Source organism: Halomonas sp. (genome assembly GCF_029263665.1).
Lineage (GTDB): Bacteria > Pseudomonadota > Gammaproteobacteria > Pseudomonadales > Halomonadaceae > Halomonas.
Map to the genome: position 1 here is coordinate 48,801 of NZ_JAJUFQ010000008.1, position 24,857 is coordinate 73,657.

The 24,857-nt window shown below is 55.4% G+C and carries 25 protein-coding genes and 1 tRNA gene; 14 read left to right on the forward strand and 12 right to left on the reverse strand.

Going from position 1 to position 24,857, the window contains the following annotated elements; genetic code table 11:
- Positions 1–82 precede the first annotated feature (82 nt).
- From Q1K07_RS10385 to Q1K07_RS10415, 7 genes are all read left to right on the forward strand, one after another.
- Positions 83–544 (forward strand): SUF system Fe-S cluster assembly regulator, encoded by a 462-nt coding sequence (locus tag Q1K07_RS10385; RefSeq protein ID WP_300310488.1) that lies wholly within the window; start codon positions 83–85, stop codon positions 542–544.
- Between the two features lie 126 nt (positions 545–670).
- On the forward strand, positions 671–2,113 hold the full coding sequence (sufB, locus tag Q1K07_RS10390) for a Fe-S cluster assembly protein SufB (protein ID WP_300310489.1): 1,443 nt from the start codon (positions 671–673) through the stop codon (positions 2,111–2,113).
- Positions 2,114–2,251: 138 nt separating this feature from the next.
- Positions 2,252–3,004 (forward strand): Fe-S cluster assembly ATPase SufC, encoded by a 753-nt coding sequence (gene sufC / locus Q1K07_RS10395; RefSeq protein ID WP_300310491.1) that lies wholly within the window; start codon positions 2,252–2,254, stop codon positions 3,002–3,004.
- Positions 3,001–4,359, forward strand: coding sequence for a Fe-S cluster assembly protein SufD (sufD, locus tag Q1K07_RS10400; protein ID WP_300310493.1), 1,359 nt, complete (start codon positions 3,001–3,003; stop codon positions 4,357–4,359). The genes sufC and sufD overlap by 4 nt, the downstream gene beginning before the upstream one ends.
- 3 nt (positions 4,360–4,362) lie before the next feature.
- Positions 4,363–5,604: a cysteine desulfurase gene (locus Q1K07_RS10405; protein WP_300310495.1), complete on the forward strand. Its 1,242-nt coding sequence runs from the start codon at positions 4,363–4,365 to the stop codon at positions 5,602–5,604.
- Between the two features lie 48 nt (positions 5,605–5,652).
- Positions 5,653–6,237: a putative Fe-S cluster assembly protein SufT gene (gene sufT / locus Q1K07_RS10410; RefSeq protein WP_300310497.1), complete on the forward strand. Its 585-nt coding sequence runs from the start codon at positions 5,653–5,655 to the stop codon at positions 6,235–6,237.
- Between the two features lie 193 nt (positions 6,238–6,430).
- Positions 6,431–7,330 carry an ElyC/SanA/YdcF family protein gene (locus Q1K07_RS10415; protein WP_300310499.1) on the forward strand — a complete coding sequence of 300 codons (900 nt, stop codon included), beginning with the start codon at positions 6,431–6,433 and terminating at the stop codon, positions 7,328–7,330.
- A 22-nt stretch (positions 7,331–7,352) separates the two neighbouring features.
- On the opposite strand, the gene Q1K07_RS10420 is transcribed toward Q1K07_RS10415, so the two are convergent.
- From Q1K07_RS10420 to Q1K07_RS10435, 4 genes are all read right to left on the reverse strand, one after another.
- The gene (locus Q1K07_RS10420) at positions 7,353–7,862 is read right to left on the reverse strand and encodes a hypothetical protein (protein ID WP_300310501.1); all 510 of its coding nucleotides are present in this window, start codon (positions 7,860–7,862) and stop codon (positions 7,353–7,355) included.
- 171 nt (positions 7,863–8,033) lie between these two features.
- Positions 8,034–8,945: a 30S ribosomal protein S6--L-glutamate ligase gene (gene rimK, locus Q1K07_RS10425; protein ID WP_149285494.1), complete on the reverse strand. Its 912-nt coding sequence runs from the start codon at positions 8,943–8,945 to the stop codon at positions 8,034–8,036.
- 34 nt (positions 8,946–8,979) lie between these two features.
- A complete protein-coding gene (locus tag Q1K07_RS10430; protein WP_300310709.1) occupies positions 8,980–9,417 on the reverse strand; it encodes a RimK/LysX family protein in 438 nt (145 codons plus the stop codon).
- A gap of 153 nt (positions 9,418–9,570) precedes the next feature.
- Positions 9,571–10,599 (reverse strand): DUF3549 family protein, encoded by a 1,029-nt coding sequence (locus tag Q1K07_RS10435; RefSeq protein ID WP_300310504.1) that lies wholly within the window; start codon positions 10,597–10,599, stop codon positions 9,571–9,573.
- Positions 10,600–10,987: 388 nt separating this feature from the next.
- On the opposite strand from Q1K07_RS10435, the gene Q1K07_RS10440 reads away from it, so the two are divergent.
- The 5 genes from Q1K07_RS10440 to Q1K07_RS10460 are packed head-to-tail and all read left to right on the forward strand — an operon-like array spanning position 10,988 to position 14,120.
- A complete protein-coding gene (locus Q1K07_RS10440) occupies positions 10,988–11,740 on the forward strand; it encodes an amino acid ABC transporter substrate-binding protein (protein WP_300310506.1) in 753 nt (250 codons plus the stop codon).
- 18 nt (positions 11,741–11,758) lie between these two features.
- Positions 11,759–12,496 carry an amino acid ABC transporter permease gene (locus Q1K07_RS10445; RefSeq protein ID WP_300310508.1) on the forward strand — a complete coding sequence of 246 codons (738 nt, stop codon included), beginning with the start codon at positions 11,759–11,761 and terminating at the stop codon, positions 12,494–12,496.
- Complete coding sequence (locus Q1K07_RS10450; RefSeq protein ID WP_300310510.1) at positions 12,493–13,254, forward strand: amino acid ABC transporter ATP-binding protein; 762 nt, start codon at positions 12,493–12,495, stop codon at positions 13,252–13,254. The genes Q1K07_RS10445 and Q1K07_RS10450 overlap by 4 nt, the downstream gene beginning before the upstream one ends.
- An 11-nt stretch (positions 13,255–13,265) precedes the next feature.
- Positions 13,266–13,610, forward strand: a complete 345-nt coding sequence (locus Q1K07_RS10455; protein WP_300310512.1) for a YqcC family protein — start codon at positions 13,266–13,268, stop codon at positions 13,608–13,610.
- A gap of 9 nt (positions 13,611–13,619) precedes the next feature.
- Positions 13,620–14,120, forward strand: a complete 501-nt coding sequence (locus Q1K07_RS10460; protein ID WP_300310514.1) for a gamma-glutamylcyclotransferase family protein — start codon at positions 13,620–13,622, stop codon at positions 14,118–14,120.
- An 81-nt stretch (positions 14,121–14,201) separates the two neighbouring features.
- Here Q1K07_RS10460 and Q1K07_RS10465 read toward each other — a convergent pair whose 3' ends face one another.
- The 3 genes from Q1K07_RS10465 to Q1K07_RS10475 all read right to left on the reverse strand — a co-directional run bounded on the left by Q1K07_RS10465 (position 14,202) and on the right by Q1K07_RS10475 (position 16,688).
- Positions 14,202–14,855, reverse strand: coding sequence for an OmpW family outer membrane protein (locus Q1K07_RS10465; RefSeq protein WP_300310516.1), 654 nt, complete (start codon positions 14,853–14,855; stop codon positions 14,202–14,204).
- A gap of 273 nt (positions 14,856–15,128) precedes the next feature.
- Entirely contained in the window at positions 15,129–15,725 is a 597-nt protein-coding gene (locus tag Q1K07_RS10470; RefSeq protein ID WP_300310519.1) for an OmpW family outer membrane protein, read from the reverse strand.
- Between the two features lie 363 nt (positions 15,726–16,088).
- Positions 16,089–16,688, reverse strand: coding sequence for an OmpW family outer membrane protein (locus Q1K07_RS10475; RefSeq protein ID WP_300310521.1), 600 nt, complete (start codon positions 16,686–16,688; stop codon positions 16,089–16,091).
- Between the two features lie 396 nt (positions 16,689–17,084).
- Between Q1K07_RS10475 and Q1K07_RS10480 the strand changes: the two genes are divergently transcribed.
- Positions 17,085–17,399 carry a hypothetical protein gene (locus Q1K07_RS10480; RefSeq protein WP_300310523.1) on the forward strand — a complete coding sequence of 105 codons (315 nt, stop codon included), beginning with the start codon at positions 17,085–17,087 and terminating at the stop codon, positions 17,397–17,399.
- A 68-nt stretch (positions 17,400–17,467) separates the two neighbouring features.
- Here the strand turns inward: Q1K07_RS10480 and putP are convergent, their stop codons facing one another.
- The 4 genes from putP to Q1K07_RS10500 form a co-directional block, all read right to left on the reverse strand.
- The gene (gene putP / locus Q1K07_RS10485; RefSeq protein ID WP_300310525.1) at positions 17,468–18,955 is read right to left on the reverse strand and encodes a sodium/proline symporter PutP; all 1,488 of its coding nucleotides are present in this window, start codon (positions 18,953–18,955) and stop codon (positions 17,468–17,470) included.
- A gap of 453 nt (positions 18,956–19,408) precedes the next feature.
- A complete protein-coding gene (gene putA / locus Q1K07_RS10490; RefSeq protein ID WP_300310527.1) occupies positions 19,409–22,603 on the reverse strand; it encodes a bifunctional proline dehydrogenase/L-glutamate gamma-semialdehyde dehydrogenase PutA in 3,195 nt (1,064 codons plus the stop codon).
- Between the two features lie 333 nt (positions 22,604–22,936).
- Entirely contained in the window at positions 22,937–23,746 is an 810-nt protein-coding gene (locus Q1K07_RS10495) for an AraC family transcriptional regulator (protein WP_300310529.1), read from the reverse strand.
- Between the two features lie 58 nt (positions 23,747–23,804).
- Entirely contained in the window at positions 23,805–24,176 is a 372-nt protein-coding gene (locus Q1K07_RS10500) for a hypothetical protein (protein WP_300310711.1), read from the reverse strand.
- Between the two features lie 134 nt (positions 24,177–24,310).
- Here Q1K07_RS10500 and Q1K07_RS10505 point away from each other — a divergent pair.
- Positions 24,311–24,384: transfer RNA gene (locus Q1K07_RS10505), tRNA-Gly, on the forward strand.
- Positions 24,385–24,528: 144 nt separating this feature from the next.
- Here the strand turns inward: Q1K07_RS10505 and Q1K07_RS10510 are convergent.
- Positions 24,529–24,786 carry a hypothetical protein gene (locus Q1K07_RS10510; RefSeq protein WP_300310531.1) on the reverse strand — a complete coding sequence of 86 codons (258 nt, stop codon included), beginning with the start codon at positions 24,784–24,786 and terminating at the stop codon, positions 24,529–24,531.
- Positions 24,787–24,857: the final 71 nt, after the last annotated feature.

Here is a 24,857-nt window from a genome sequence, read left to right on the forward strand (position 1 = left end):
CGCTGGATCTCTTTCAGCAGGCTTGAGGGGATTGCCATGGACGAGCCGACTCAGGATGGGACCTGGGTCCCGGGGGATGGGCATGCTCAAGCTTTCTCGGATGACGGACTATGCAGCTGTAGTAATGGCGCAGATTGCGCGCCATCCCGATCAGGCGCATGCCGCCACTGAATTGGCTGAAGAGGTGCAATTGCCTCATCCCACCGTCAGCAAGACGTTGAAGATGCTGGTCAAGGCAGGGTTGCTGGTATCTCGACGTGGTGCTCAAGGGGGATATCGCCTGGCTCGTCCTGCTTCACAGATTACTGCTAGCGATATCATTGCGGCCATTGAAGGCCCTGTGGCCGTGACCGAATGCAGTCATGTCGACGGTGACTGCGATCTTGTGGCCTCGTGTGGTGTTTCGGATAACTGGCAACGAGTATCCGTGGCTATTCGTGAGCTACTGGACAGTGTCACCTTGGCGCATCTGGCCGACAAGACACCCTTGAAGTTGCCGATTCGCCTGCCGATTCAAGCTGTGACGCTGGCTGCCGAGGCCTGACCTTGGCGTAACGAACCAGGGCGCTTGTCATCATGACTGGCGCCGACCTTGCAACATCTTTGTTATCAACATCCTGGACAGGGCGTGCCCTCCGGGGTGCCCCAACAGTCCGGGAGGGGACGCATCATGGCAAGTCAGGAAATGGAACAACTTGTCCGTCGCGAGTACAAAGAAGGATTCGTGACCGACATCGAGAGTGAAACCGTACCGCCCGGCCTGGACGAGGGGACGATCGCCTTCATCTCCCAGAAGAAGGGAGAGCCCGAGTGGATGCTGGAGTGGCGCCTGGAAGCTTATCGTCAGTGGCTGAAGATGACGCCGCCTTCCTGGGCCCACCTGGATTATCCACCCATCGATTATCAGGCGATTTCCTACTACAGCGCGCCGAAGCGTCCGGAAGATCGTCCCCAGAGTCTTGATGAAGTTGATCCCAAGCTACTGGAAACCTACGAAAAACTCGGCATTCCTCTGCATGAGCGTGCAGCCCTGGCTGGAGTGGCTGTGGATGCGGTGTTCGATTCCGTTTCCGTGGCAACGACGTTCAAGGACAAGCTGCATGAGGCCGGGGTGATCTTTTGCTCCATCTCCGAGGCCATTCGCGATTACCCCGATCTGGTCAAGCAGTATCTGGGCACTGTGGTGCCCGTCGGTGACAACTATTTTGCTGCACTCAACTCTGCAGTGTTCACCGATGGCTCCTTTGTCTTCGTGCCTGAGGGCGTGACTTGTCCCATGGAGCTCTCCACTTACTTCCGCATCAATGCGGCCAATACAGGCCAGTTCGAGCGCACCCTGATCGTGTGCGAGAAGCAAGCCCAGGTTTCCTACCTGGAAGGCTGTACGGCGCCGATGCGCGATGAAAATCAGTTGCATGCAGCAGTAGTGGAATTGGTCGCTCTGGAAGATGCCAGGATCAAGTACTCCACCGTGCAGAACTGGTATCCCGGTGACGAGGATGGCAAGGGCGGTATCTATAACTTCGTGACCAAGCGCGGTGACTGCCGTGGTGATCGCTCCCATATCAGCTGGACTCAGGTGGAAACCGGCTCTGCCATCACCTGGAAGTATCCGTCCTGTGTGCTGCGCGGAAAGGACAGCATCGGTGAGTTCTACTCTGTCGCGGTGACCAACGGACGCCAGCAGGCGGACACCGGCACCAAGATGATTCATCTTGGCGAGGGCTCTCGTTCCACCATCGTCTCCAAGGGCATTTCCGCCGGTCGCTCGAACCAGTCCTATCGTGGCCTGGTCAAGGTGGGGTCACGTGCCAAGGGTGCGCGCAACTTCACTCAATGCGACTCTCTGCTGATTGGCGATACCTGTGGTGCCCATACTTTCCCATATCAGGAAATCGGCAATAGCACCGCCACCATCGAGCATGAGGCTACGACTTCCAAGATCGGAGATGACCAGTTGTTCTATCTGCAGAGCCGAGGCATTTCCGAGGAAGACGCGGTGAACATGATCGTCAATGGCTTCTGCAAGGATGTGTTCCAGGAACTGCCCATGGAATTTGCCGTTGAAGCCGAAGCGCTGCTGAACGTGACCCTGGAAGGTGCCGTCGGTTGATGCCCTGCCGTGGCGCTACGTCACGGTTCAGAGCCTGAGCGACGGTTGTTCAATAAGACATAGCTCAAGGCGCCACAGAAAAGAATGCAATGCTGGGCCGACCGCCGGCTCGCCTGACACGAAACAAAGGTAAGTAAGATGCTCGAAGTCAAGGATCTGCACGTCAAGGTTGAGGGTTCCGAGATCCTCAAGGGGCTCACTCTGACCATCAACCCCGGTGAGGTTCACGCCATCATGGGGCCCAATGGTGCTGGCAAATCGACGCTGTCGTCTGTCATTGCTGGCAAGGAAGGCTATGAGGTGACTTCTGGGACCATCACTTTCGATGGTCGAGACGTATTGGAGATGGAAGTCGAAGAGCGTGCTCAGGCGGGCTTGCTGCTGGGCTTCCAATATCCAGTCGAGATCCCGGGAGTGAAGAACATCTACCTGCTCAAGGCTGCTCTGAATGCTCAGCGGGAGGCTCGAGGTGAAGGCGAGATTCCCGCGCCGGAATTCATGAAGCTGATCAAGGAGAAGGTGGCATTCATGAAGATGGATACCAGCTTCCTGCAGCGAGCGGTCAACGAAGGCTTCTCCGGCGGTGAGAAGAAACGCAATGAAATTCTGCAGATGTTGGTACTGCAGCCCAAGCTAGCGATGCTCGATGAGATTGACTCCGGTCTTGACATTGATGCCCTGAAAGTGGTGGCAGAAGGCGTCAACTCCTTGCGCGGTGAAGAGCGCGGCATCCTGCTGGTGACGCATTACCAGCGTCTGCTCGACTATATTGTGCCGGATCATGTGCATGTTCTGGTCGATGGACGCATCGTCAAGAGTGGCGACGCTGACCTGGCACGTGAGCTTGAATCCCGTGGCTACGACTGGGTCGTAGAGGAGCCGGCGGCATGAGTGGTGTGCAAGGATTTCTTGACCGCCTGAATGAGCGCAATGCCAGCCGTGGGCAGGAGCCCAGCTGGATGGCTGCTCGCCGCCAGGCTGGGGCAGCTCGCTTCGAAGCACTGGGCTTTCCTAACCGCCGTGTTGAAGCCTGGAAGTACACCGATGTGCGCGCCATTGCCCAGGGTGACTTTCAACTGGCAACGGATGCCGAGTTTTCTCCATCGTCTGCTGCTGCGCTGACGCTGCCGATCAGTGCCTATCGCCTGACGTTTGTCGATGGGGTCTTCTCCAGCGCCCTGTCTGATCTGGCGGGGCTGCCCGAGAGTGTGCAGGTCAAGCCGCTGTCCCAGGCTCTGAACGAGAACCATGAGGCTGTCGGCGGGCCTCTGGGGCGGCTGACCGGTGTTGAGTTCTCACCGTTTTCAGCGCTTAACACTGCTTTCTTCGAGGAAGGTGCCTTGGTGCGCATCGCACCCGGGACCGTAGTGGACAAGCCGATTCTGCTGCAGTTCCTGTCACGTAACGGCGACACTGCGGTGATGAGCCATCCGCGTATCCTGATCGAGGCTGCGGGACGTTCACAGGCAACGTTGATCGAGCATCATGTCGGAGAAGCTGGTGCGGCCAACTTCACCAACCTGGTGGAGGAGGTCATCCTTGATCGAGGTGCCATCCTGACGCATTACAAGCTGGTGGAGTCGCCGGAGCAGGATCTGCACGTGGCCAGTATCCACGTAGAGCAGGGGCGCGATGCCAAGTTCACCTCGTTGAACCTGACACTGGGTGGTGGACTCGTTCGCAACGACCTGATCAGCGATCTCAATGGCCAGGGTGCCGAGGTGACCTTCAATGGTCTGTTCTACGGCCATGGTCGCCAGCACGTGGACAATCATACTCTGGCCAACCATAACGCGCCGTACACCTATTCCCATGAGAACTACAAAGGCATTCTCGATGACCGGGCTCATGGTGTGTTCAATGGTAAGGTCATCGTCAAACGCGACAGTCAGAAAATAGAAGCCGATCAAAGCAATGCCAACCTGTTGCTCTCCGACCGGGCTGAGATCGATACCAAGCCAGAGCTGGAAATCTATGCCGATGATGTCAAGTGTTCGCATGGTGCCACGACAGGCCAGCTTGACGAAGGGGCGGTCTTTGCTCTGCGTTCCCGTGGCCTTGATGAAGCGACTGCTCGTGGCTTGCTGACGCTGGCATTTGCTGGTGAGGTCATGGATCAGGTGGAACTTGATGCCATTGCCGAGCGAGTGGAGCTGACGGTGGCTGGCAAGCTGCCTGAGCGGTTCAATCTGGCTGGGCTGGTGGAAGCTGCCGTGGCCTTGCACGAGAGTGAAGACGAGGAATAAGCAATGGCCAATTTCAGCGACCTGTTGTTGGATGTGGCCCGTGTACGCCAAGACTTCCCGATTCTGGAAAGAGAAGTCCATGGCAAGCCACTGGTGTATCTGGACAATGCGGCAACCAGCCAGACGCCTCTGGTGGTTATTGAGGCTTTCGACGACTACTACCGTCGTATCAATGCGAATATCCATCGTGGCTTGCATACCCTGGCTGATGAGGCGACAGCAGCCTATGAAGGCACTAGGGAAATCGTGCGCGACTTCCTCAATGCTGCCGAAACCCGGGAGATCATCTTTACCCGTGGGACTACCGAAGCCCTGAATCTAGTGGCCCAAAGTTGGGGGCGTGCCAACCTGGGACCCGGCGATGAGGTGTTGATCTCGAATCTCGAGCATCACTCCAACATCGTGCCTTGGCAGTTGTTGGCGGCTGAGCGGGGCTTCAGCATCAAGGTCATTCCTGTGGATGAACGTGGCGTGCTGGACATGGATGCCTATCGTGACCTGCTTGGAGCTCGCTCCAGGCTAGTGGCGGTGAACCATGTCTCCAATGCCCTGGGAACCATCAACCCTGTGCAGGAAATGGCGCGCTTGGCCCATGAGCAAGGGGCCTTGATTCTGGTTGATGGTGCGCAGGCTGCACCGCATCTGGAGATTGATGTCCAGGCCATTGGGGCGGATTTTTATGCCTTCTCTGGGCATAAGGTCTATGGCCCTACTGGTGTCGGCGTGCTTTATGGCAGGGCGGATCTGCTCGAGGCCATGCCTCCTTGGCAGGGCGGCGGTGAAATGATCGCGACGGTATCCTTTGACGTACCGACGACCTTTGCTGCCATCCCGCACAAGTTTGAAGCTGGCACCCCTGCTGTTGCCGAGGTCATTGCCCTGGGGCGTGCGATTCAATGGATCCACGAGATTGGCCTGAAGCATATTTCCGCCTGGGAAGAGCGGCTGCTCGAACATGCAACGGAAGGTGTCAGCAGCATAGAGGGGTTGCGCATTCTGGGGACGTCCCCGGATAAGGCCGGTGTGCTGTCTTTTGTGGTCGAAGGGGCGCATAGCCAGGATATTGGGCTACTGATCGATCAATTGGGAGTAGCGATTCGTACTGGGCATCACTGTGCTCAGCCGCTGTTGCATCGTTTCGGTGTTGAGGCAACCTGTCGAGCCTCTTTTGCTGCCTACAACACTCCCGAAGAAGTGGATATCTTTGTTGAGGCACTGCAACGCGTCATCGGGATATTGCGCTGAAACGAATTGAAGTTGCCTGGCGGAAAGCGGGCATGAATAAGGGCTTCTATGAGCGACAATGAGCGGATCCCCAATATCGATGGCAAGTTGAGCAAGGGGCAGCAGTTGCCCCTGCAGCGTGACGTCGAGGTCATCTCGATTCCTTTCGGCAAGACCGTGACGCTGGATGAAGACTGCATCGTCACCGTGATGCAGGCCAAGGGCAGTAGTGTCAGCGTGGCTTTCGAGGGGCGCCTGTACCTGATTGAGGGTAGCAACCTTGATGCGATTGGACTGGAGGCGCTGCCGCGTCCAACGCTTCCAGAGGATGCTGGCGAAGAACAGATCGAGGCGTTTGTGTGGGATCAGCTACGCACTTGCTTTGATCCCGAGATCCCGGTCAACATCGTGGATCTTGGCCTAGTGTACGGTTGCCGTATCGAGCGTCTGCTCAGTGGTGAACGTATCGTAACGATTCGCATGACACTCACTGCCCCTGGTTGCGGCATGGGTGATGTGATCGCTGCTGATGCACGTAACAAGATCCTTGGTGCGCCGCAGATATCACGAGTGCATACTGAAATCGTCTTCGATCCGCCTTGGAGTCGTGAGATGATGTCCGATGAGGCCAAGCTGGAACTCGGCATGTTCTAGTTCGGCATAAGCAAGTTGGATATGTGTGAGCCAGTCATGTACGAATCAGACACGTACTGCAAAGAGACGAAAAGTCTTTGCTTGTGATGATAAAGGCCCATTGGCCTCGTGCCTTGCCGACTTTTCGATCCGGTCTTCAAGGCAATGTCCTGGTCTCCATCGCTTCGATATTACCGCCTTGAGTGGGAGCCTGATGCGCAAGTCGCTAATGACGCTGTTCCGTCGCCTGTTGCTGTGTTTCGGCGGTCTTGCTCTTTTGTCTACTCTGGTCTTCCTTGGTACCAATGCCTGGGTGTTGTTCAGCACCCGGGAGCGCATCTACTCCGTGCCATCTTGTCCGCCCGAAAGGGTTGGTATCGTCTTCGGGACCTCTCACTGGACTCGTAGCGGTGAACGCAATCCTCACTTTGAGGGGCGCATGGAAGCCGCAGCCGAACTGCTCAGAGACGGCAAGATAGAGCACCTTCTGGTGTCAGGTGATAACGCGACTCTCTACTACAATGAGCCGGTTACCATGTGGCGTGACCTGCGAGGCCGAGGTGTGCGCGAGGTGGATATGACCCTCGATTATGCCGGTTTTAGCACCTTCGACACATTGGCCCGGGCACGGGATGTATTTCTGGTAGAGAAAGCAGCCTTGATCACCCAATCCTGGCATTTACCACGAGCACTGTTCATTGCCAATGCGTTGGGCTTGGAGGCGTACGGTTGTGCCGCCGAAGAGACCCCTAGTCTGGGAGTCTGGTGGCTGAAGCTGCGAGAGGCGGCTGCACGTGTCGCGACAGTGGGGGATCTGTATATATGGGGCAGGACTCCACGTTTTCTAGGGCCTCTGGAGCCGTTGCAGTTTGCGCCGCCTGTGGAGTTAGCACCGAATCATCTTGATAAGAACGCAGGTGCGGCTGACATTGATGGTGACAAGGATAAAGTTGTGACGTCACCAATTGTGGTGGTTTCGCCCCGGACGCAGTCTCAAGAGCGGGGAGCTCAAGGGCAGGGAACTCAAGGGCAGGGAAAGTATCAGGACCACGACTTGGATGGACCGGAGCGGGATATCCACTCCGGAGTCGTTTCTGATAAAGTCGTACAGTGAACGATGAGGCTTTGAATGACCGTCAGCGGCGTCTTCCACCGGCCCGACGAGCAACGTTTTTCTTCTGTTTGGGGCGAGCAGAAGATTTCTTTGGCGCCGTTTTCTGCTGCAAGTCATAGAGCTCGCGAATCAGCGCTCGACAACCCTTCCACAATTCCTCGATAACCGGCTCGATTGAGCTGGGCAGTGGGTGAGTAAAGATCGTAGATAGCGCCTGCATCAAGCCACGCTCCTGCTCGAGCAGTTCGTTGATCAGTACCAAGGAATCGTTGCCGACAAAGCTCTTCAGGCGACTCCATAGCCACATGTAGTCATCACGTTCGACATCGGCATCGCGAGGCAGCAGGTCCAGATAACGACGAGCCAGGGTCTGCAGCTTACCCATGGCCTTTTGACGTGCCTCGTAATGCGGCTCCAGCGCATCGCGCAGCGATGGCCGCAGGCGCTCGAGGTTGTCCTGGAAATAATCGATGCTGTCAGCAAGAGCTTCCAGCAGGCTGTCCATCGCCACTTGGCGATTGTCGAGAAACATGCGCGTCACCTCCTCCGGTGACGCCGATTGTGGGGTGCTAATGAAATATTTGCCACCCCCAAAGTGACAAATATTTATGATTTCTGGTATCGACCATGCGACAGGGAAAGAAGGGAGGGTGCTACCAGGCGTGATAATGACCTGTCTTGCTCATCCCTGTCGCAGTAGATATCAACCCTTGGGCTTGCTCGGGGGGCGGGAAGGGCGGCTGGCGGCGGCCTTTTCCAGGTCTTCGATGATCATGCCGGCAATATCCTTTCCGGTAGCCGTCTCGATACCATGCAGTCCCGGCGAGGAGTTGACCTCCATCACCACTGGGCCATGATTCGAGCGTAGCAGGTCTACGCCAGCGACACGCAAGCCCATGGCCTTGGCAGCACGAATGGCGGTCGAGCGTTCTTCGGGAGTGATACGAATGACGCTGGCACTACCGCCGCGATGCAGATTGGAGCGGAACTCTCCTTCGGCAGCCTGACGCTTCATTGATGCGACGACTTTGTCACCAATGACAAGACAGCGGATGTCGGCGCCCTTGGCTTCCTTGATGAATTCCTGAACCATGATGTTGGCTTTCATTCCCATGAAAGCCTGGATCACGGATTCGGCTGCCTGGTTGGTTTCCGCCAGTACCACGCCTATGCCCTGAGTGCCTTCCAGCAGCTTGATCACTAGTGGCGCGCCTCGCACCATGGTGATCAGGTCGGGAATATCGTCCGGAGAGTGTGCGAAACCAGTGACAGGTAGGCCGATACCCTTGCGTGACAACAGCTGTAACGAGCGTAGCTTGTCTCGGGAGCGAGTGATGCCAACGCTGTCGTTGAGCACCGGAATGTTCATCATCTCGAACTGGCGCAGAACTGCGCAGCCATAGAAGGTGATCGAAGCCCCGATACGGGGAATCACGGCATCAAAAGGCTCCAGCTCCTGCCCCTTGTAGTGAATCGAAGGGCTGTGTGAAGTGATGCTCATGTAGCAGCGCAGGGTGTCCACCACCCGAGCTGTATGTCCCCGTTGCTCTGCTGCTTCCAACAGGCGGCGGGTCGAGTACAGATTTCGATTACGTGACAACAATGCAATATGCATAGGCCTGTCTCCAGAGTAGCGGTGGAGGAATGCGTTAGGGTTCGCCGTGCAGGAAAGTCTCACCGGGAGCAACCAGCAGATGGCGCAGGGCTCTACGCCCAAGCAGCAAGGGGTGTCGCATGTTGCTGCGGTTAGTCAAGGACAGCTCGATAGGGTAGACAAGTTCGCCCAGCTGCATGCGGGTGCGAATGATATAGCGCCATTCTGACTGACCGTTGGAACTGGTCACTCGACGGCGATCATGCACATGCATGCGGAAGCTGTGAGCAGGGGTATGATTTCCACCGGTGCGCGTGACAAAGCTCACCCACAGAATTTCGTCTTCCTCAAAGGCTTCGATATCTTCCGCATGCATGGCAGATGTACGTGCACCAGTGTCAATCTTGGCGCACAGGTGCAGGTGCATGTCCGGCAATACGATCATCTCACGGCGGCCCACGATAGCCTTGGCTCTGTGAGGTAAACCCTGAATGGTTTTCTCTCGAGTCACAGATGTACCTCTCATCACTGTTGTCAAAGCCATTGACCAAAGGATCAAATGTTATTGTGGACTAGGTCGCTGCGGGTCAGATAGCTGTCAACCACATAGTTGCAAACCAAACCACATAGCTGCGGACTAGTGGCGTCACTGTTGGTTTCTGACCTGTCGCAGCCGCTGGCCGATGATCGAATCCTGGTCGGCCTGTCGTAATGTCATCAGCACGGGAAGGCGCAGACGAGGAATCATCGCCAGGTCCCGGGCCACTGCGAGAAAGTCCGCCTGCTCACATTGAGCGACCCGTTCCAGATAGAGGGGCAGGCGCTTTCCATCTTCAAGGTGCTCCCAGCCTCGAGCTGCCATGGCGACCAAGGCATCGGGGCCACAGGCATTTGAGTCGCCCAGCAGGGCATCAAACCAGTTGCAGGCTGCTGCGCCTGCATTGCCGATGGCGCGAATGCAAGCACAGAAGCCTTCGATGTCTCCTTGCCTGGCCTGTTGTTCGCCACGTTGACGAATGGCTTCAGCAAGCTCGTTATCGATATGTGCATGCTCTAAACAGTAACACAGGGATACTAGGGCATTGTTGTGTAGTTTCGGTAGTCGAGCGATCAGGGCGTCGCGCGTCTCGGCCTCCAGGCGGGCAACATAATCTGCCAGTCCCTGGAGTCCCAGCGCGCGCCAGTCCTGGCTACCCTGGCCAGTGAAAAAGGCTTCTACCGGCTCCAGGTGCTCGCTGGCTGGCAGGCCTAGATCATGGCTTGCGTGAGCGTGGAGCATTGCCTGAAATGTCAGTGAGGGGGGGAAGGCCAGGGGGTTGTCCTTCATCAGATTATCCACATCGCTGGCATTTCCGGCCGCTACGGCTTCTGCATTGCGGCCAAGGATGTCCAGCAGACGCTCGAGAAAAGCATCGCGCAGCGCCGGTTCCAGATGGCCTTGCTCGTCCAGAGGAAAGGCCAGAAACCAGATGAGTGGATCCTCCATGTCACCAAGCCGGAAGAGCATGGCCAGGCGTGCCTGTCCTTGCCATGGGACAGGCCAAGCGATTTCGCCTTTCTCGAAGTCAGATAACGTATCGAGTGTGCAAGGAGAGATGCGCCGCCCCATGTGATACAGGCGTACATCGGCTCCGCTTAGAGCGAAGAAGTCGTAAAGGCTGTGAATCTGTTGCATGGCCCCTCCCATCAGGAAGCGTGCACTCTACCTTGCCAAACGGTAAGTGTCAGCCAGGTACGAAGGAAAAATTCTGGTGTATTGCGCACCTGGCTGATCAAATTTTGAACAGTTGCCTGCAGGCACCGTATTCTCTGGGTTGAGCGAGGATGTTCAATGGTTATCCACAAGGACGTTCAGGGTATCTGTGAACACTTGCTGATAAATCCAAGACAGTTATATGAAACAGCAAAGGTCATGAAGAAAAACGTGGATTTTCCACTGTGTCGAGCGTCAGTATGGAATATAATGCGCGGCTTTTATTCCAATAAACGCAGAGTCTATCCATACTTGCAGGGCTGCGTTATCCCCGTTGCCCTCATAATCCTGCAGAAACGAGGAGTCACCCATGCTTCGTCATCTGACCGTTTCGATTCTGGCTACCGGCGTTATCAGTCTGGCAGTCAACGCTCAGGCCGCCGATGATACCCTCAAGGTGGGTATGTCCGGAGGCTATTTCCCATTCACTTTCGTGGAGCAGGACAAGCTGAAAGGCTTTGAAGTCGATGTGATGGAAGCGGTGGGCGAAGAAATGGGGGTTGATGTGGAATTCGTCACTGCCAGTTTCTCCGGCCTGTTCGGTATGCTCGAGTCCGGCCGTGTCGACACGATTGCCAACCAGATCACCATTACTGAGGAGCGTGAGCAAAAATACCTGTTCACTGATCCTTATGTATACGACGGCGCCCAGGTGGTGGTGAAGAAGGGCAATGACGATATCCAGGGGGTCGAGGACCTGAAGGGCAAGAAGGTTGCTGTCAACCTTGGCTCCAACTACGAACAGCTGTTGAACGAGCTACCCTATGCTGGCGAGATCGACATTCGTACCTATGACAGTAATATCGAGCAGGACACCGCCCTGGGGCGCGTTGATGCCTTTGTCATGGACCGCGTCAGCGCCACGCAGGTGATCAAGGAAAAATCTCTACCGTTACAGCTTGCGGGTAGCCCATTCTCTGAGATTCGCAATGCGTTGCCATTCCGTCAGAAAGATGCCGAACTGCGTGATCAGGTCAACAGTGCGCTCGAAACCCTGCGCGAGGATGGCACTTTGAGCGAGATATCCCAGCGCTGGTTTGACGCTGATATCACCACTCCCTGATTTCTAATTGACTCCGCGATGAGCATTCTCAACGTCGACTATATGTTGGGGCTATTCCCCATCCTGGTGAGTTACCTGCCTTTGACATTAGGCATGGCTGCCGCCGGGATGGTGATGGCTCTGATTCTTTCCTGCTGCCTTGCCGTCATCCGGGTGTTGCGATTACCGATCCTGAACGGCCTGACCAAGCTGTTCATCTCGTTCTTTCGTGGTACTCCGCTGCTGGTGCAGCTGTTTCTTTTCTATTACGGCTTCCCCAAGCTGATAGCTGACATGGCCGGTGTCAGCGTCACTATTCTAGGACATACCACCGTCTTGCCCATGTGGCTGGAGAATGCGACAGAAATCAGTGCCATCACCGCTGCTATCATCGGTCTGACACTGCATTTCTCTGCTTATATGGCAGAGTCGATTCGAGCTGCTATTGTCGGTGTAGATCGCAGTCAGACCGAAGCCGCGCTATCCATCGGCATGACCAATGGCCAACTGATGCGCCGCATCGTGCTGCCTCAGGCAACCCGAATCGCAGTGCCCACGTTGATGAATTATTTCATCGACATGATCAAAGCCACTTCCCTCGCATTCGCCTTGGGGGTGACGGAACTGATGGGGGCAACGCAGAAAGAAGCTGCTTCCAGCTTCAACTACTTCGAAGCCTTCATCACTGCCGCTGTGCTCTATTGGGCAGTCGTTGAGCTGTTGGCCTGGCTGCAGCGTCGTCTGGAGTCACGACTCAATGAGGCCTATCGCCGATGATCAAGGTAGATAAACTGGTCAAGCGTTTTGCCGATAGTGTGGTGCTCGATGGCATTGACCTGGAAATTCAGCAGGGTGAAATCATCGTCGTCATCGGTCCATCAGGAACGGGCAAGTCGACCTTGTTGCGCTGCCTCAACTTTCTTGAGCAGCCTGATGCCGGGCAACTCACCATCGGTGATCTGTCTGTCGATGTCACTCGGGCGACCCGCAGGCAGATTCTGGAGATACGTCGACGCACCGCCTTTGTGTTCCAGAACTATGCATTGTTTGCCAACAAGACCGCGCTGGAAAACATTGCAGAAGGGCTGATTGTGGTCAATCGATGGCCTGAAGCCAAGGCTCATGAGCGTGCTCGTCAGATTCTTGAGCGTATAGGTCTGAAGGATAAGGCCAATGCCTATCCCGCTTCCTTATCGGGAGGCCAGCAGCAGCGGGTGGGCATTGGGCGTGCCATGGCGGCTCAGGCTGAGGTGATTCTATTTGATGAGCCTACCTCATCCCTCGATCCTGAGTGGGTCGATGAGGTACTGTCATTGATGAAGCAACTGGCAGAAGAGCGTCAGACCATGTTGGTTGTGACACATGAGATGAGTTTTGCCCGGGACGTCGCTGATCGCGTGGTGTTCATGGAAGGCGGGCGTATTGTTGAGCAGGGGCCTCCGTCCGAGCTGTTTCGCGCCCCCAAGGATCCTCGTACGCGGGACTTTCTGCGTAAGGTCCTGCCTGAAGCACCTGTGGAGTCCCCTTTATTTTAAGCGGAGGCATTATGTCCGACGAAGTCAACGTCCACGCCCAGCTTGCCGGAGCGCTGCGGGATCTGGAAGCCACCATGAAAGCCACCGACCTGTGGCGCATGGATGAGCCGGCACCCGAGGCTTTCAACAGCCAACAGCCATTCTGTATTGACACCATGTCGCTGGCTCAGTGGTTGAGATTCGTGTTCATCGCTCGTCTCGAGGTGCTGATTGACAATGAATCTCAACTGCCTGCCAAGTGTGATGTGGCGCCGGCGGTGGAGGCCTATCTTGTTCAGGAAGGCGTAAGAGCTGAAGACCGCCTGCTGATGAAGAAAGTCGTCGAGGATATCGATCGCATCATCAGCGAAAGCTAAGGAGCTGGAATGTCCTGGTACTTTGCCTATGGCAGCAACATGAACGAAGCCAGGGTGTCTGCCCGTATCGGTGATACGCAACGTGTCCTGGCAGGTGTGCTCAGGGATTACGGCCTGCGTTTCAACAAGGCCTCAAAGGTACCTGGTATTGCCCATGCCAATGTGGTCTCGGTGCAGGGGGAGTGTGTCGAAGGAGCCCTGTTCGAACTGTCATACCCGCAGCAGATTCATGACATGGACCCATTCGAGGGCTATCCCCATGAATATGGTCGAGAGTTGTTGCCAATCCATACCTCAGAAGGTGTGATGGAAGCATGGGTGTATATCGGTGCCCAGAATCGCCTGGCAGAGATGCTCAAGCCTGCCCGGGAATATCTGGAGCACCTTCTGGCTGGGCGTGATTTCCTCAGTCCCGACTATCATGCTGCATTGTCTCGAGTCGATGTTGTGGAAGGGTTGGATGATGTAACCCTGAAGCAACTGGGTCTATCTCGCCATAGTCCTCGCTGAAATGCCCGAGCGACAAGATCGCTCGGCTGAAAGCAATGAGCCCGCCTGGTTAGGCGGGCTCATTGCTTTCAGCCGTCAGGCTTAGAAACGGAATGAAACACCAGACATGATGACCCACGGATCTATGTCTACACTGCCAATGTCGTCGCCATTGAGGGAGACATCGCTATCGATGTCTGCATAGGTAGCAGAGGCGTTGACAGCCCAATGCTCATCGATGACCAGGTCAAGGCCTACCTGGCCTGCAGCGCCCCAGGAATCATCCAGTTCGAGATCGGCACCGTCGACGCTGATCTTCTCATCGGAGAAGGCGGTGTAATTCACGCCGATACCGACATAAGGCTGGATGCGGGACTGCATGCCACCCATAGGGTAGTACTGCAGGAACAGAGTGGGAGGTAGTTCACTGGTACTGGCATTGATGGAAGAGCCGTCAGCACCCTTCAAGTTGATATTGTGATCGAATTCCTGGGCTCCAAGAAGTTCGATGCCAAGCTTGTCAGTAAAGCGATATCCCAGAGTAAAGGCAAAGCCGCTGTCGGAATCGACGTCAGCGCTCAGGGAGCCACTGGCCAGATTGCCATTGTCGGACTCTGGCACCACTTTGGCGACCCCCATGCGAGTGTAGAAGTCACCCTGACCGTAAGATAGGTCGGTGGCTAAAACCTGGGTGCTGACAAGGGCCGGGCTGGCAAGGGCGGTGAGCAATAGTGATGATGCCAAGGGATGGCGCATGAAAACCTCCATGAATAGATGACTGGTAGTTCCAGCGAGGGCGCTTCCTGCAAGAGGCCACAGTGTATTTATCATTACGCTGTGCTGAATTGACACAGATCAATGGATGGAGGCTTGTTACATCTTTTTTCCTTGACTTACCTCTTTGAAAATAGAGAGTTAGAGCGAATTTCTCCTCGTAGGAGGATGAGGAATAAAAAAACGGCGCCTGACCGAAGTCAGGCGCCGTTTCTAGAGTCAGTTCAAAAAATGAACTGATCAGATGTCTACCGATTAGAAGCGGTAAGTGACACCAGCACCAACGCTTACCGGGTCAAGGTCCAGGTCGCCAGCGTTGTTGCCGTCGATCTTCATATCGGCATCGACATCAGCGTAACGAGCCCATGCGCCAACCAGAACGTTTTCAGTGACGCTCAGGTCAACACCGGCTTGAGCCGCCAGACCCCAAGAGTCATCAATGCTGGCATCAAAACCGCTATCCACGTCGAAGGTGGTGTAGTTGACACCGGCACCAACGTAGGGGTTAACGCGAGCGGTATGGCCACCGAGCGGATAGTAGTTAACCATCAGGTTGATCGGGGTGCGTTCGAAGCCACCCAAGTTGCCCAGTTCATGCTTGGTAGTCTGGGAACCATTGAGTTCCACACCGATGTTGTCGTGGAACAGGTAACCAAGACCATAGGCGAAACCACCGTCATCATTGACGTCCATCTTCTCGCCATAGTCGGCGGCATTGCTGGAAGATGAGTCACTCTTCTCGTAGCCGCCGCGGACGTAGATGTCGCCAGCCTGCCAAGCGAATGCGGACTGTGCGCCGAAAGCGGTGATGGCCAGCAGGGCAGCGGTTCCCATCAGACGTGAAGTTTTCATGGTCTGTCTCCTTTTATCTGAGAGGTCGCGTGACTGAAAAGAGCGATGACCTCAGGATGTTGCTGATTATAGGAAACAGTGTTTCCAAATGTCTTGTTAAAAAAAACTATCGTTTGAATGTTATGTTTTTAATTATACCTATCGGACTTTAGTCGTATTCGTGTGGTCGACAAGAGAAATTTTATATAAGTAGTTGGCATCTATGAAGATTTTTCGAAGCGGCAGGGTGCTCTGATCACAGGCGGTGCTGGCGTTGAGAAAGCGATTGTGCCTTCGGTGAGGAAAGATATTTCGCTGACATGGCTGAAACAGCGGGCAAATAGCCCGCTGCTTAGCAAGAAACGATAGGTTAGAAACAATAAGTTAGAAGCGATAGGTCAGGCCGGCACCAACCGACACCGGGTCAAGTTCCAGCTTGCCCTTGTGATAGCCATCGACCTTCAGATCTGCGTCAGCTTCGGTGTAACGAGCGTAAGCGCCCATCAGAATGTTATCAGTAAGGCTTAACTCCATTCCTGCTTGAACCGCAACTCCCCAAGTGTCGTCAACATTGCCCTTGAAACTGCTTTCCGTGCTGAAGTCGGAATAGTTGACGCCTAAGCCAAGATAGGGGTTGATGCGAGTATGAGCGATACCACCCAAAGGATAGTAATTGAGCATCAGATTGATGGGGGTGCGCTTGAAAACTCCAACATGGTTCATTTCATGCTTCATTGTCTGGCTGCCATTCAGTTCCACGCCAAAATTATCATGGAACAGGTAACCGGCAGCATAGCCAAATCCAGTGGCATTGGTGACGCCGAGTGTATAGGGATCGGCCTTGATACTGCTATGTTGAGAGTCCTGCTTCTCGAAACTGAGACGGGCATAGATGTCACCTGCCTGGTAGGCCAGGGCGGACTGAGCAGCAAAGGCAGAGGTAGCCAGTAGAGCAATGGATGCCATCAGGCGTGTAGTGTTCATCAGATATCTCCAGATCATCTCGAAGGTGTGTCGCAGCGCGGGAGCCTTCGGATAGTTACGGCAATAGGGAACGCTGTTTCCTAAACGTTTGTAACGGTATTTTATCGAAAAATCTGTGATTTCTAGGGATATTCTGTGATGAAAGCTAGTAATGGCACAGTTTGTAATTAAAAGTGTGCAAATGTGTGCATGAAGGTGTGTGACTTGCCTGAGAGCTACTTTGTTTGATGGATAAAGCTGAAGATACTGGCGTGGCTTTAGTGCACGTGTGCTATTCGAGGGCAGCCCTTAGAAGTCGCTGGATTTGCAGAAATCGTCTTCACTATGAGTAACGCCCGGCAGGGCATTGCATGGGCTCTGTGAAAGCAGATGTCTGGAGCCTGACAGGAGCGAGGGATGATACGACGAAGAAAGGAGCAGCTGATTGGCCTGAGCCCGTTGCCAGTGGTCTGGGCTGCGGTGATGCTGGGAATATCAGTGCTACTGGCGATATGGCTGTTGTTGCAGCCATGGTTGATCAGTGGTCTGCCGCTGATTCTGCGTCTGCCATTGATCATTCTGGGGCTATGGGCGGTAGGTGGGGGATTGGCACTTCCACTGCACTACAGCGGTGTTCCGGGGTGGTGGCTTATGGCTGGTCAGCTTCCTTGGTATCCCGTCGTGCTCGCTCTGTTTACCCTGATGCTGCTCATGCGTTCCTGGATGATGTAAACCTGATCTACAGACTAGGACGCCTGCCACTAAGGTAGTGGCAGGCGTCCTTCATGCTAGGTCAATGGTTATGATATCGGGCGGAACTCGGTATCGGTGGCAGTGGCCTTGCTCACCAACACGATAGCGATCCAGGACAGAATGAATCCCGGTACGATTTCATAGATGCCCGGCAGACCGAAGAAGTTGGAGTTCCAACCAAGAGCGATCCAGATCATGACGGTGGCTGCACCGGTCACTAGACCCGCCAGAGCGCCGGTACCCGACATTCTGTTCCATGTCAGGGACAGAATGATAAGCGGGCCGAATGCTGCTCCAAACCCAGCCCAGGCATTGGACACCAGTCCCAACACTTGGCTGTTGGGATCGCCGGCGATGATCGCGGCAATGATACCAACAGCGAGAACACAGATGCGCCCAACCAGAACTAGCGTCTTGTCATCTGCCTTCTTGTTGAGGAACAAGCGGTAGAAGTCTTCGGTCAGCGATGAAGATGCCACAAGAAGCTGGCTCGAGATCGTCGACATGACGGCGGCCAGCAATGCGGCATACAGGAAACCGGTAACCAGAGGGTGGAACAGCAGATTGGAAAGGACAATGAACAGGGTTTCTGCATCATCCAGGACCAGGCCATTGCGCTCAACGTAAGCTCGCCCGAAGACACCAAGAGCTACTGCACCAGCGAGTGAAATCGCCATCCAGCCCATGCCGATATTGCGGGCGGTGGGAACGTCCTTGACTGAGCGAATGGCCATGAAGCGCACGATGATGTGCGGCTGACCAAAGTAGCCCAACCCCCATGCCACGGTTGAAATGAAGCCAATCAATGTCAGTCCCTGGAAGAGAGACAGGAAATTGGGATCAACTGTAGCGAGTGTCTCCGAGGCTTGAGTGAAACCACCGCCGCCTTCTCCAAACAACACCACTGCAGGCATGATCACCAGTGCCAGCATCATGATGCAGCCTTGTACGAAGTCGGTAAGCGATACTGCGAGGAAACCGCCCATGACGGTATAGGCAAGAACGATGGCCAGAGTCAGCCAGACACCTACGGAGTAGTCGCTGAAACCACCAAAGTTGATCAGTTCACCAAAGGCGCTATGGAAAAGCTTGCCGCCGGCAACCAGGCCAGAGGCCGTGTAGACAGCGAAGAACAGCACAATGATGATGGCGGAAACTGTGCGTAATGCCGTAGCCCGAGTCGGAAAACGGTTGGCCAGAAATTGTGGCACTGTCAGGGCGTTGTCGTAACGTTCTGTCTGCTCTCGCAGGCGCGGTGCCACGACAATCCAGTTGATGAAGGCGCCGATAAAAAGGCCAATTCCTATCCATGCTTCTACCAGGCCCGATAGATAGAGCGCCCCAGGAAGGCCCAGAAGCAGCCAGCCTGACATGTCCGATGCGCCAGCGGAGAGTGCGGCGACGGCGGGGGGGAGTTGTCGCCCGCCAAGCATGTATTCCTCGGAGTTCGAGGTAGAACGCTTGGCCGAGTAGACGCCAATCCCAATCATTAATGCGAAATAGGTTATCAGGCTAATCCAGACTCCAATTGCCATGTAGATACCCCTTGCTTGTAGGTTGAGTTGTTGTCAGATTTCGCATGGTTTCTTGCATGCGCCATATGAGGTGAAGAAACATGTGGTGCAATCAAGAAAGCCCTGTGAATCCTACTATATTTTCGGGGAAGGCCCCGTTAATGGCAGCTATATCCCTATAGAGCGATGGTGAGTATTTTTACCTTTTCAGTGTAGCAAAGGTACCGTCTTTCCCCGCTTTCACTCACCATGAAAGCAGTATTGTTTCATGAAAACCTTCATCGTCATGGCGATTGGTAACCCTTTTATCATAGTGCGAGGGTTGGGCATGACGCCATGATGATGAGAGGCTCCATGCTGGTTTTTCTCGAACTTTATTGAGTGTCAGCTTTCGGAGTGCTTTCGAGAAAGTACTCTGGTCTTGTAAAAGGAAATCGGTGCTGACTTTGTAGGGTCGGCACCGATTCACCAGGGTTACTCGTCGTCCAGAGCCAGCAGAGAGGCATTGCCACCTAGTGCTGCAGTGTTGATCGTCACCGTTTTCTCGGTGGCGAAACGTAGCAGATAGTGAGGGCCGCCTGCCTTCGGGCCAGTGCCGGATAGTCCCTGTCCCCCAAAAGGCTGAACACCGACGACGGCGCCGATGATATTGCGGTTGACATAGATATTGCCAACTCGCATTTTCCGCGCTATTTCAGCGGCAAAGGACTCATTGCGGCTATGCACACCAAAGGTCAGGCCGTAACCCCGACCATTGATGGAGTCGATGACCTGGTCGAGTTCCTTGCTCTTCCAGCGCACCACATGAAGCACCGGACCAAACTGTTCGCGCTCCAGGGCATCGATGCTGTCGATGCGAAAGGCGGCAGGTGCGACGAAAGTGCCATTGGCTGTTTCGTGCGGGTCCAGGGGTGTTTCGCTGATCAGGCGGCCTTCTCCCTTGAGGCGCTCGATGTGTGCCAGTAAGCCTTGGCGGGCTTCTTCATCAATGACGGGGCCTACGTCAGTGCCAAGGTCGCGAGGATCACCTACGCGCAGCTCCGCCATGGCTCCATCGAGGATTTCAAGGACACGGTCGGCTACGTCGTCCTGAATGTAGAGAACGCGCAAGGCGGAACAGCGTTGGCCGGCACTCTGGAACGCTGACTGGATGACGTCCGCCACGACCTGCTCGGGCAGAGCTGTGGAGTCGACAATCATGGCATTCATGCCGCCTGTTTCGGCAACCAGGGTGGGCAGAGCTGCATTCTCTCTGGCTGCCAGGGCACGGTTGATGATCTGGGCTGTGTCAGTGCCTCCAGTGAAGACCACGCCGGTAACACGAGGATCGCTGGTCAGGACACTACCCACTGTGGGGCCGTCGCCAGGCAGGAGCTGCACCACCTCGCGGGGCATGCCAGCTTCGTACATCAACTCCACGACCCGGTGGGCGACGATGGAGGTCTGTTCGGCCGGTTTGGCCAGTACAGTATTGCCTGCCACTGCGGTGGCGACCACTTGGCCGCAGAAAATGGCGACCGGGAAGTTCCATGGGCTGATCGCTGCAAAAACACCTTTGCCACCCATGATCAGACGGTTGGATTCGCCGGTCGGGCCAGGTAGGTCCGTTGGAGTGGCGAACACTTCTTCGGCGCGAGTGGCATAGTAACGGCAGAAATCCACTGCTTCACGAATCTCATCGACGCCATCGGTCAGCAGCTTGCCGCCTTCGCGAGAGCAAAGCGCCATCAACTCGGCCAGGTTGGCTTCCATCAGATCGGCAAAGCGGCGCAGGATATCGGCACGTTGGCTGACCGGAGTCTCTTCCCAGGCAGGGAAGGCCTTCCAGGCAGCATCGACCGCCTGCTCAGCCTGGGATTTGCTGGTCCACAGAACGCTACCCACTTTCTGACGGCGATCATAGGGGCTGGTCACTTCATGCACCAGGCTGGGGTCCGTTGCCACGGAGAAAGCCAGCAGGGGGCGTGCCTCGTACTGGGTGTCCATGTGCTTGGCCATCTCATCCATCAGCGGCTGATACTGACTGCGGATATTGAGATTGATGCCGCGGGAATTGAGACGCTTCTCACCGTAGATGTCACGCGGTAACGGAATGCGGTTGTTGGCCAGAGAAGGATACTTGCTCAGTGTCTCGATGGGATGCACGCACAGGGACTCCACCGGAACCTTGGGATCGACCAACTGGTGCACGAAGGAAGAGTTGGCACCATTTTCCAGCAAGCGGCGAACCAGGTAGGGAAGCAGGTCCTTGTGGGCACCAACCGGCGCATAGATACGGCAGTAGGTCCCCTGGGGAGCGCGTTTCAATGCGGCATCGTAGAGCGCTTCCCCCATACCGTGCAGACGCTGGAATTCAAATGCCCGCTGACTGTTGCCAGCCTGCTCGAGAATGGCCGAGATGGTGTGGGCATTATGAGTGGCGAACTGCGGGAAAATCCGCCCCTTGGTGTTGTCCGACAGCAGGAAGCGGGCGCAGGACAAGTAGGCAACATCGGTGGCTGCCTTGCGGGTGAACACCGGGTAACCGTCGACACCATGTGTCTGCGATTCCTTGATTTCGGTGTCCCAGTAGGCGCCCTTGACCAGACGCAGGGGGATTTCGTCGCCTTGCTGGTCAGCCAAGCGGTTGAGGTAATGCAATACCGGAAGAGCGCGCTTGGAGTAAGCCTGAACGACCAGGCCAAAACGTCCCCAGCCCTTGCAGGTGGCACTTTCGTAAACGGCGCGGAATACCTCGAGGGACAGCTCCAGGCGATCGACTTCCTCGGCATCGATCGTCACGGCCACATCATTGTCACGGGCTAGCTGTGCCAGCTTGCGCACACTGTCGACCAGTTCTTCGAGCACTTGCTCGCGACGACCGAACTCGTAACGCGGGTGCAGGGCAGAGAGCTTGATCGAGATGGAGGGTGCAGGTGTGCTGGCGCTGAGCTTGCGGCTGGTTTTGCCGACTTGTTCGATAGCACGGGCATAGTCGTCGAAGTAGCGCTGTGCATCCTTGCGTGTACGAGCTGCCTCACCGAGCATGTCGTAGGAATAGGTGTAACCTTTATCGAACAGAGGCTGGGAACGCTTGAGCGCTTCCTTGATGTCACGACCAAGCACGAACTGCTTGCCCATGACTTTCATGGCCTCGACCATGGCGCGGCGAATGACTGGCTCGCCCATGCGGTTGACCATCTTGTTGATGAAGCTGGAGGGCTTGCCATCATCACGAGGCTTGTCCAGCGTGACCACGCGGCCTGTCATCAGCAGGCCCCAGGTAGACGCATTGACCAGCCACGACTCGCTCTTGCCCATATGGGCCTTCCAATCGGCCGGGCCAAGGCGATCCTCGATCAGCGCATCGGCAGTCTCCTTGTCCGGGATGCGCAGCATGGCTTCGGCCAGACACATCAGCATCAGGCCTTCATGGGTGTCCAGGCTGTATTGCTGGAGCAGCTCATCAATCGTATCGACGGCGGTATCCATCTCACGCACTTCGCGTACCAGAGAAGCAGTCTTCTGGGCGATTTGTTCGATATGGGCCTTGTCACCATCGATCAGCTTGATCAGTTCACTGACATAGTCATTTTCATCGACGACATAGTGCTCGCTGATACGAGCGAACAGAGTGTCGAGATCAGTTTGCCAGGTGGCAGCGTCCAGCATGTTGTTAGCATTGAGCATGTCGGTCCCCGAGGAGTGGGCGCCAAGGGCGGTGGTAACCAATCGCGGCAGGCTGTACAGGCAGCACGTCGCGGAATTAACTCGCTGCGGAACAGTTCCGCAGAGGATGGGCATACTAGAAGACTAGGCGTGACAGGAGTTGGATGCTTGTCAAAATAGACGGAGGATTTACCGAATTCACCGACAATGTTGTCAAAACCCGTTGTAAAAGCCGTCGCCATTGATGATGACATTTCCGCTCAGCGCGCAGATATCGTGCTCCCGGGGCCTTTGAGCAGGTGCCTTTTGGCCTGTCGAGCCTCTATGCCTGTCGCGTGTTTATCTGCCGAGTGTTTATCTGTCGAGAAGCTTGCTGTCGGTTGTCAGCGTCTTGGCACGGGTATGGCGACGTAACTGGCTGGGAGGGTGGCCATAAGCCTGGCGGTATGCACGAGACAGGGCGCTTTGATGGGAGAAGCCGGTCAAGGCAGCGATTTCGGATAGTGGCAGGTGGCTACGCGTGAGCAGATGGCGAGAGGCCTCGAGACGGCGCTGAATCACGTATTGCCAGGGAGACAGGCCGGTCTGGACCCGGAAGCGCTCGGTAAAGTGCGTTTCGCTCAGGCAGGCAAAGGCGGCGAGATCGGCGACCTTGATGCGACTTGATAGATGATCGTCGATGTAGCGGTCCAGCGCATGCAAGTCGATACGGCGATGGCCAGGAGGTGCTTCATTGGCCAAGCGTGTATACAGTGATCCAAGCAGTGTCGTGGCCAGACGTTCCTGATGCAGGGAAGGCACAGGACCTTCCGTCGCGAGCTGACCGATTTCCTGGGTCAGAAAGGCAAGATAGTGCTTGAGTGGTGTATCCAGGGTGAAGAAGCGTGGGGCATCGAACAGCCGGGCCAGTTCATGGTGATGCCCGGTCAAGGCCAGAGCGTCTGCAGGCAGGTCAAGAATCAGTTGGCGATTATTGCCGGTACCTGCGTAGTAGTGCATATGGTTGGCGGGAACGATGCACCCAGAAAAACCTTCGATGCTGCCGCCCAGGCCTTCAATGTCGAAGTCAGCGCGACCTTCCAGCGCAATCACGATCTGATGGTAATCGTGGGCGTGGTGCTGGGTGGCGGTATCAAGAGGAATCTGTCGTATCGCACTGTTCATCCACAGTCTCCGGCGGGATGGACGAATTCCACCATTCTATCGGATTGTGGCTTCTAGCTCACCGCTTTTCACGTTGTTCTCTGAGGCGGGTATGGGCTCGCAGATGATCGCGCAGAGCGCTGAGCTCTTCGCCACCCGTCTTGTCCAATAGCGGTTTGCCACGGGACATGCGGCCGAAACGGCCATGTTCGTCCATGATATGGCGGGCGCGCCGACGTACGCCATCCAGGAAATCATCATGGCGAATGGGATAGTTGATGATGGCATTCCACTCGCCTTCGGACAGGTTCTCATCCAGTGCCTTTCCGAATAGATCCAACAGGTGGGAAGGTTCCGTGCGATAACGTGGTGTACGCGTCAGCATCAGTATCGCCAGCACAGAGCCGAACAACAGGACACAGACGCCAAAAACAAGCAGGAACAACGGCAGGGTCATACTGAAAAGGCCTTTGGTCAGAGGAGGGAAGCCCGCTGAAAACAAACGTGTTAGCAGGATTTAGCCAATATGATAAAGAGACGGCTTGCACAACATAACGGCATGAGTCTACTATCGAATCCGCTCTTGCGGGTGTAGCTCAATGGTAGAGCAGAAGCTTCCCAAGCTTAAGACGAGGGTTCGATTCCCTTCACCCGCTCCAAAGGTACTTTTGCCAAATACACTTTCGTATAGCCCGGCATAACCCCGCACATTAGCGGCCATCAACGCCTATCTGCTTCCTCGTCGGATCCCTTGCCCTAACTTCACCGTGCATGACCGCCTATAGCGTCTGCGAATGTCGGCTTCATTCCTCAGCCGTCTCGACCAGTTTCCTTAGTGCGTCATCCCGAATAGCAAGAACATCGAACAACCCCAAAGCTCGTAGTACAGGCAAGGCATTGATGATGTCATGCTCAGCCTCTTGCCTTTGCTGAGCAGCAGTCGCTGGATCACACCATAATCTGGCATTGGCCAGAAAGGCGCCGACAGTACCTTTACGAATGACAACACCATCGCGTTCAACCTGGTTCTGGCCATCAGGTAACATGTCTTCAGCCTGCATATTCCTCTCCTGTAAATGCCTGTGACGTATTCAGGACATCATTGTAGGCATACCAAAATGGTCTGAGTACG

What these genes read in the sequence shown, in the direction of transcription:
- Q1K07_RS10510 (WP_300310531.1), bottom strand. Translation starts at nt 24,786, where the DNA reads ATGCAGGCTGAAGACATGTTACCTGATGGCCAGAACCAGGTTGAACGC.
- sufT (WP_300310497.1), top strand. Translation starts at nt 5,653, where the DNA reads ATGAGCGACAATGAGCGGATCCCCAATATCGATGGCAAGTTGAGCAAG.
- Q1K07_RS10470 (WP_300310519.1), bottom strand. Translation starts at nt 15,725, where the DNA reads ATGAAAACTTCACGTCTGATGGGAACCGCTGCCCTGCTGGCCATCACC.
- Q1K07_RS10435 (WP_300310504.1), bottom strand. Translation starts at nt 10,599, where the DNA reads ATGCAACAGATTCACAGCCTTTACGACTTCTTCGCTCTAAGCGGAGCC.
- Q1K07_RS10420 (WP_300310501.1), bottom strand. Translation starts at nt 7,862, where the DNA reads ATGTTTCTCGACAATCGCCAAGTGGCGATGGACAGCCTGCTGGAAGCT.
- Q1K07_RS10460 (WP_300310514.1), top strand. Translation starts at nt 13,620, where the DNA reads ATGTCCTGGTACTTTGCCTATGGCAGCAACATGAACGAAGCCAGGGTG.
- Q1K07_RS10405 (WP_300310495.1), top strand. Translation starts at nt 4,363, where the DNA reads ATGGCCAATTTCAGCGACCTGTTGTTGGATGTGGCCCGTGTACGCCAA.
- sufB (WP_300310489.1), top strand. Translation starts at nt 671, where the DNA reads ATGGCAAGTCAGGAAATGGAACAACTTGTCCGTCGCGAGTACAAAGAA.
- Q1K07_RS10495 (WP_300310529.1), bottom strand. Translation starts at nt 23,746, where the DNA reads ATGAACAGTGCGATACGACAGATTCCTCTTGATACCGCCACCCAGCAC.
- sufD (WP_300310493.1), top strand. Translation starts at nt 3,001, where the DNA reads ATGAGTGGTGTGCAAGGATTTCTTGACCGCCTGAATGAGCGCAATGCC.
- Q1K07_RS10455 (WP_300310512.1), top strand. Translation starts at nt 13,266, where the DNA reads ATGTCCGACGAAGTCAACGTCCACGCCCAGCTTGCCGGAGCGCTGCGG.
- Q1K07_RS10480 (WP_300310523.1), top strand. Translation starts at nt 17,085, where the DNA reads ATGATACGACGAAGAAAGGAGCAGCTGATTGGCCTGAGCCCGTTGCCA.
- Q1K07_RS10415 (WP_300310499.1), top strand. Translation starts at nt 6,431, where the DNA reads ATGCGCAAGTCGCTAATGACGCTGTTCCGTCGCCTGTTGCTGTGTTTC.
- putP (WP_300310525.1), bottom strand. Translation starts at nt 18,955, where the DNA reads ATGGCAATTGGAGTCTGGATTAGCCTGATAACCTATTTCGCATTAATG.
- Q1K07_RS10445 (WP_300310508.1), top strand. Translation starts at nt 11,759, where the DNA reads ATGAGCATTCTCAACGTCGACTATATGTTGGGGCTATTCCCCATCCTG.
- Q1K07_RS10385 (WP_300310488.1), top strand. Translation starts at nt 83, where the DNA reads ATGCTCAAGCTTTCTCGGATGACGGACTATGCAGCTGTAGTAATGGCG.
- rimK (WP_149285494.1), bottom strand. Translation starts at nt 8,945, where the DNA reads ATGCATATTGCATTGTTGTCACGTAATCGAAATCTGTACTCGACCCGC.
- Q1K07_RS10450 (WP_300310510.1), top strand. Translation starts at nt 12,493, where the DNA reads ATGATCAAGGTAGATAAACTGGTCAAGCGTTTTGCCGATAGTGTGGTG.
- putA (WP_300310527.1), bottom strand. Translation starts at nt 22,603, where the DNA reads ATGCTCAATGCTAACAACATGCTGGACGCTGCCACCTGGCAAACTGAT.
- Q1K07_RS10440 (WP_300310506.1), top strand. Translation starts at nt 10,988, where the DNA reads ATGCTTCGTCATCTGACCGTTTCGATTCTGGCTACCGGCGTTATCAGT.
- sufC (WP_300310491.1), top strand. Translation starts at nt 2,252, where the DNA reads ATGCTCGAAGTCAAGGATCTGCACGTCAAGGTTGAGGGTTCCGAGATC.
- Q1K07_RS10465 (WP_300310516.1), bottom strand. Translation starts at nt 14,855, where the DNA reads ATGCGCCATCCCTTGGCATCATCACTATTGCTCACCGCCCTTGCCAGC.
- Q1K07_RS10475 (WP_300310521.1), bottom strand. Translation starts at nt 16,688, where the DNA reads ATGAACACTACACGCCTGATGGCATCCATTGCTCTACTGGCTACCTCT.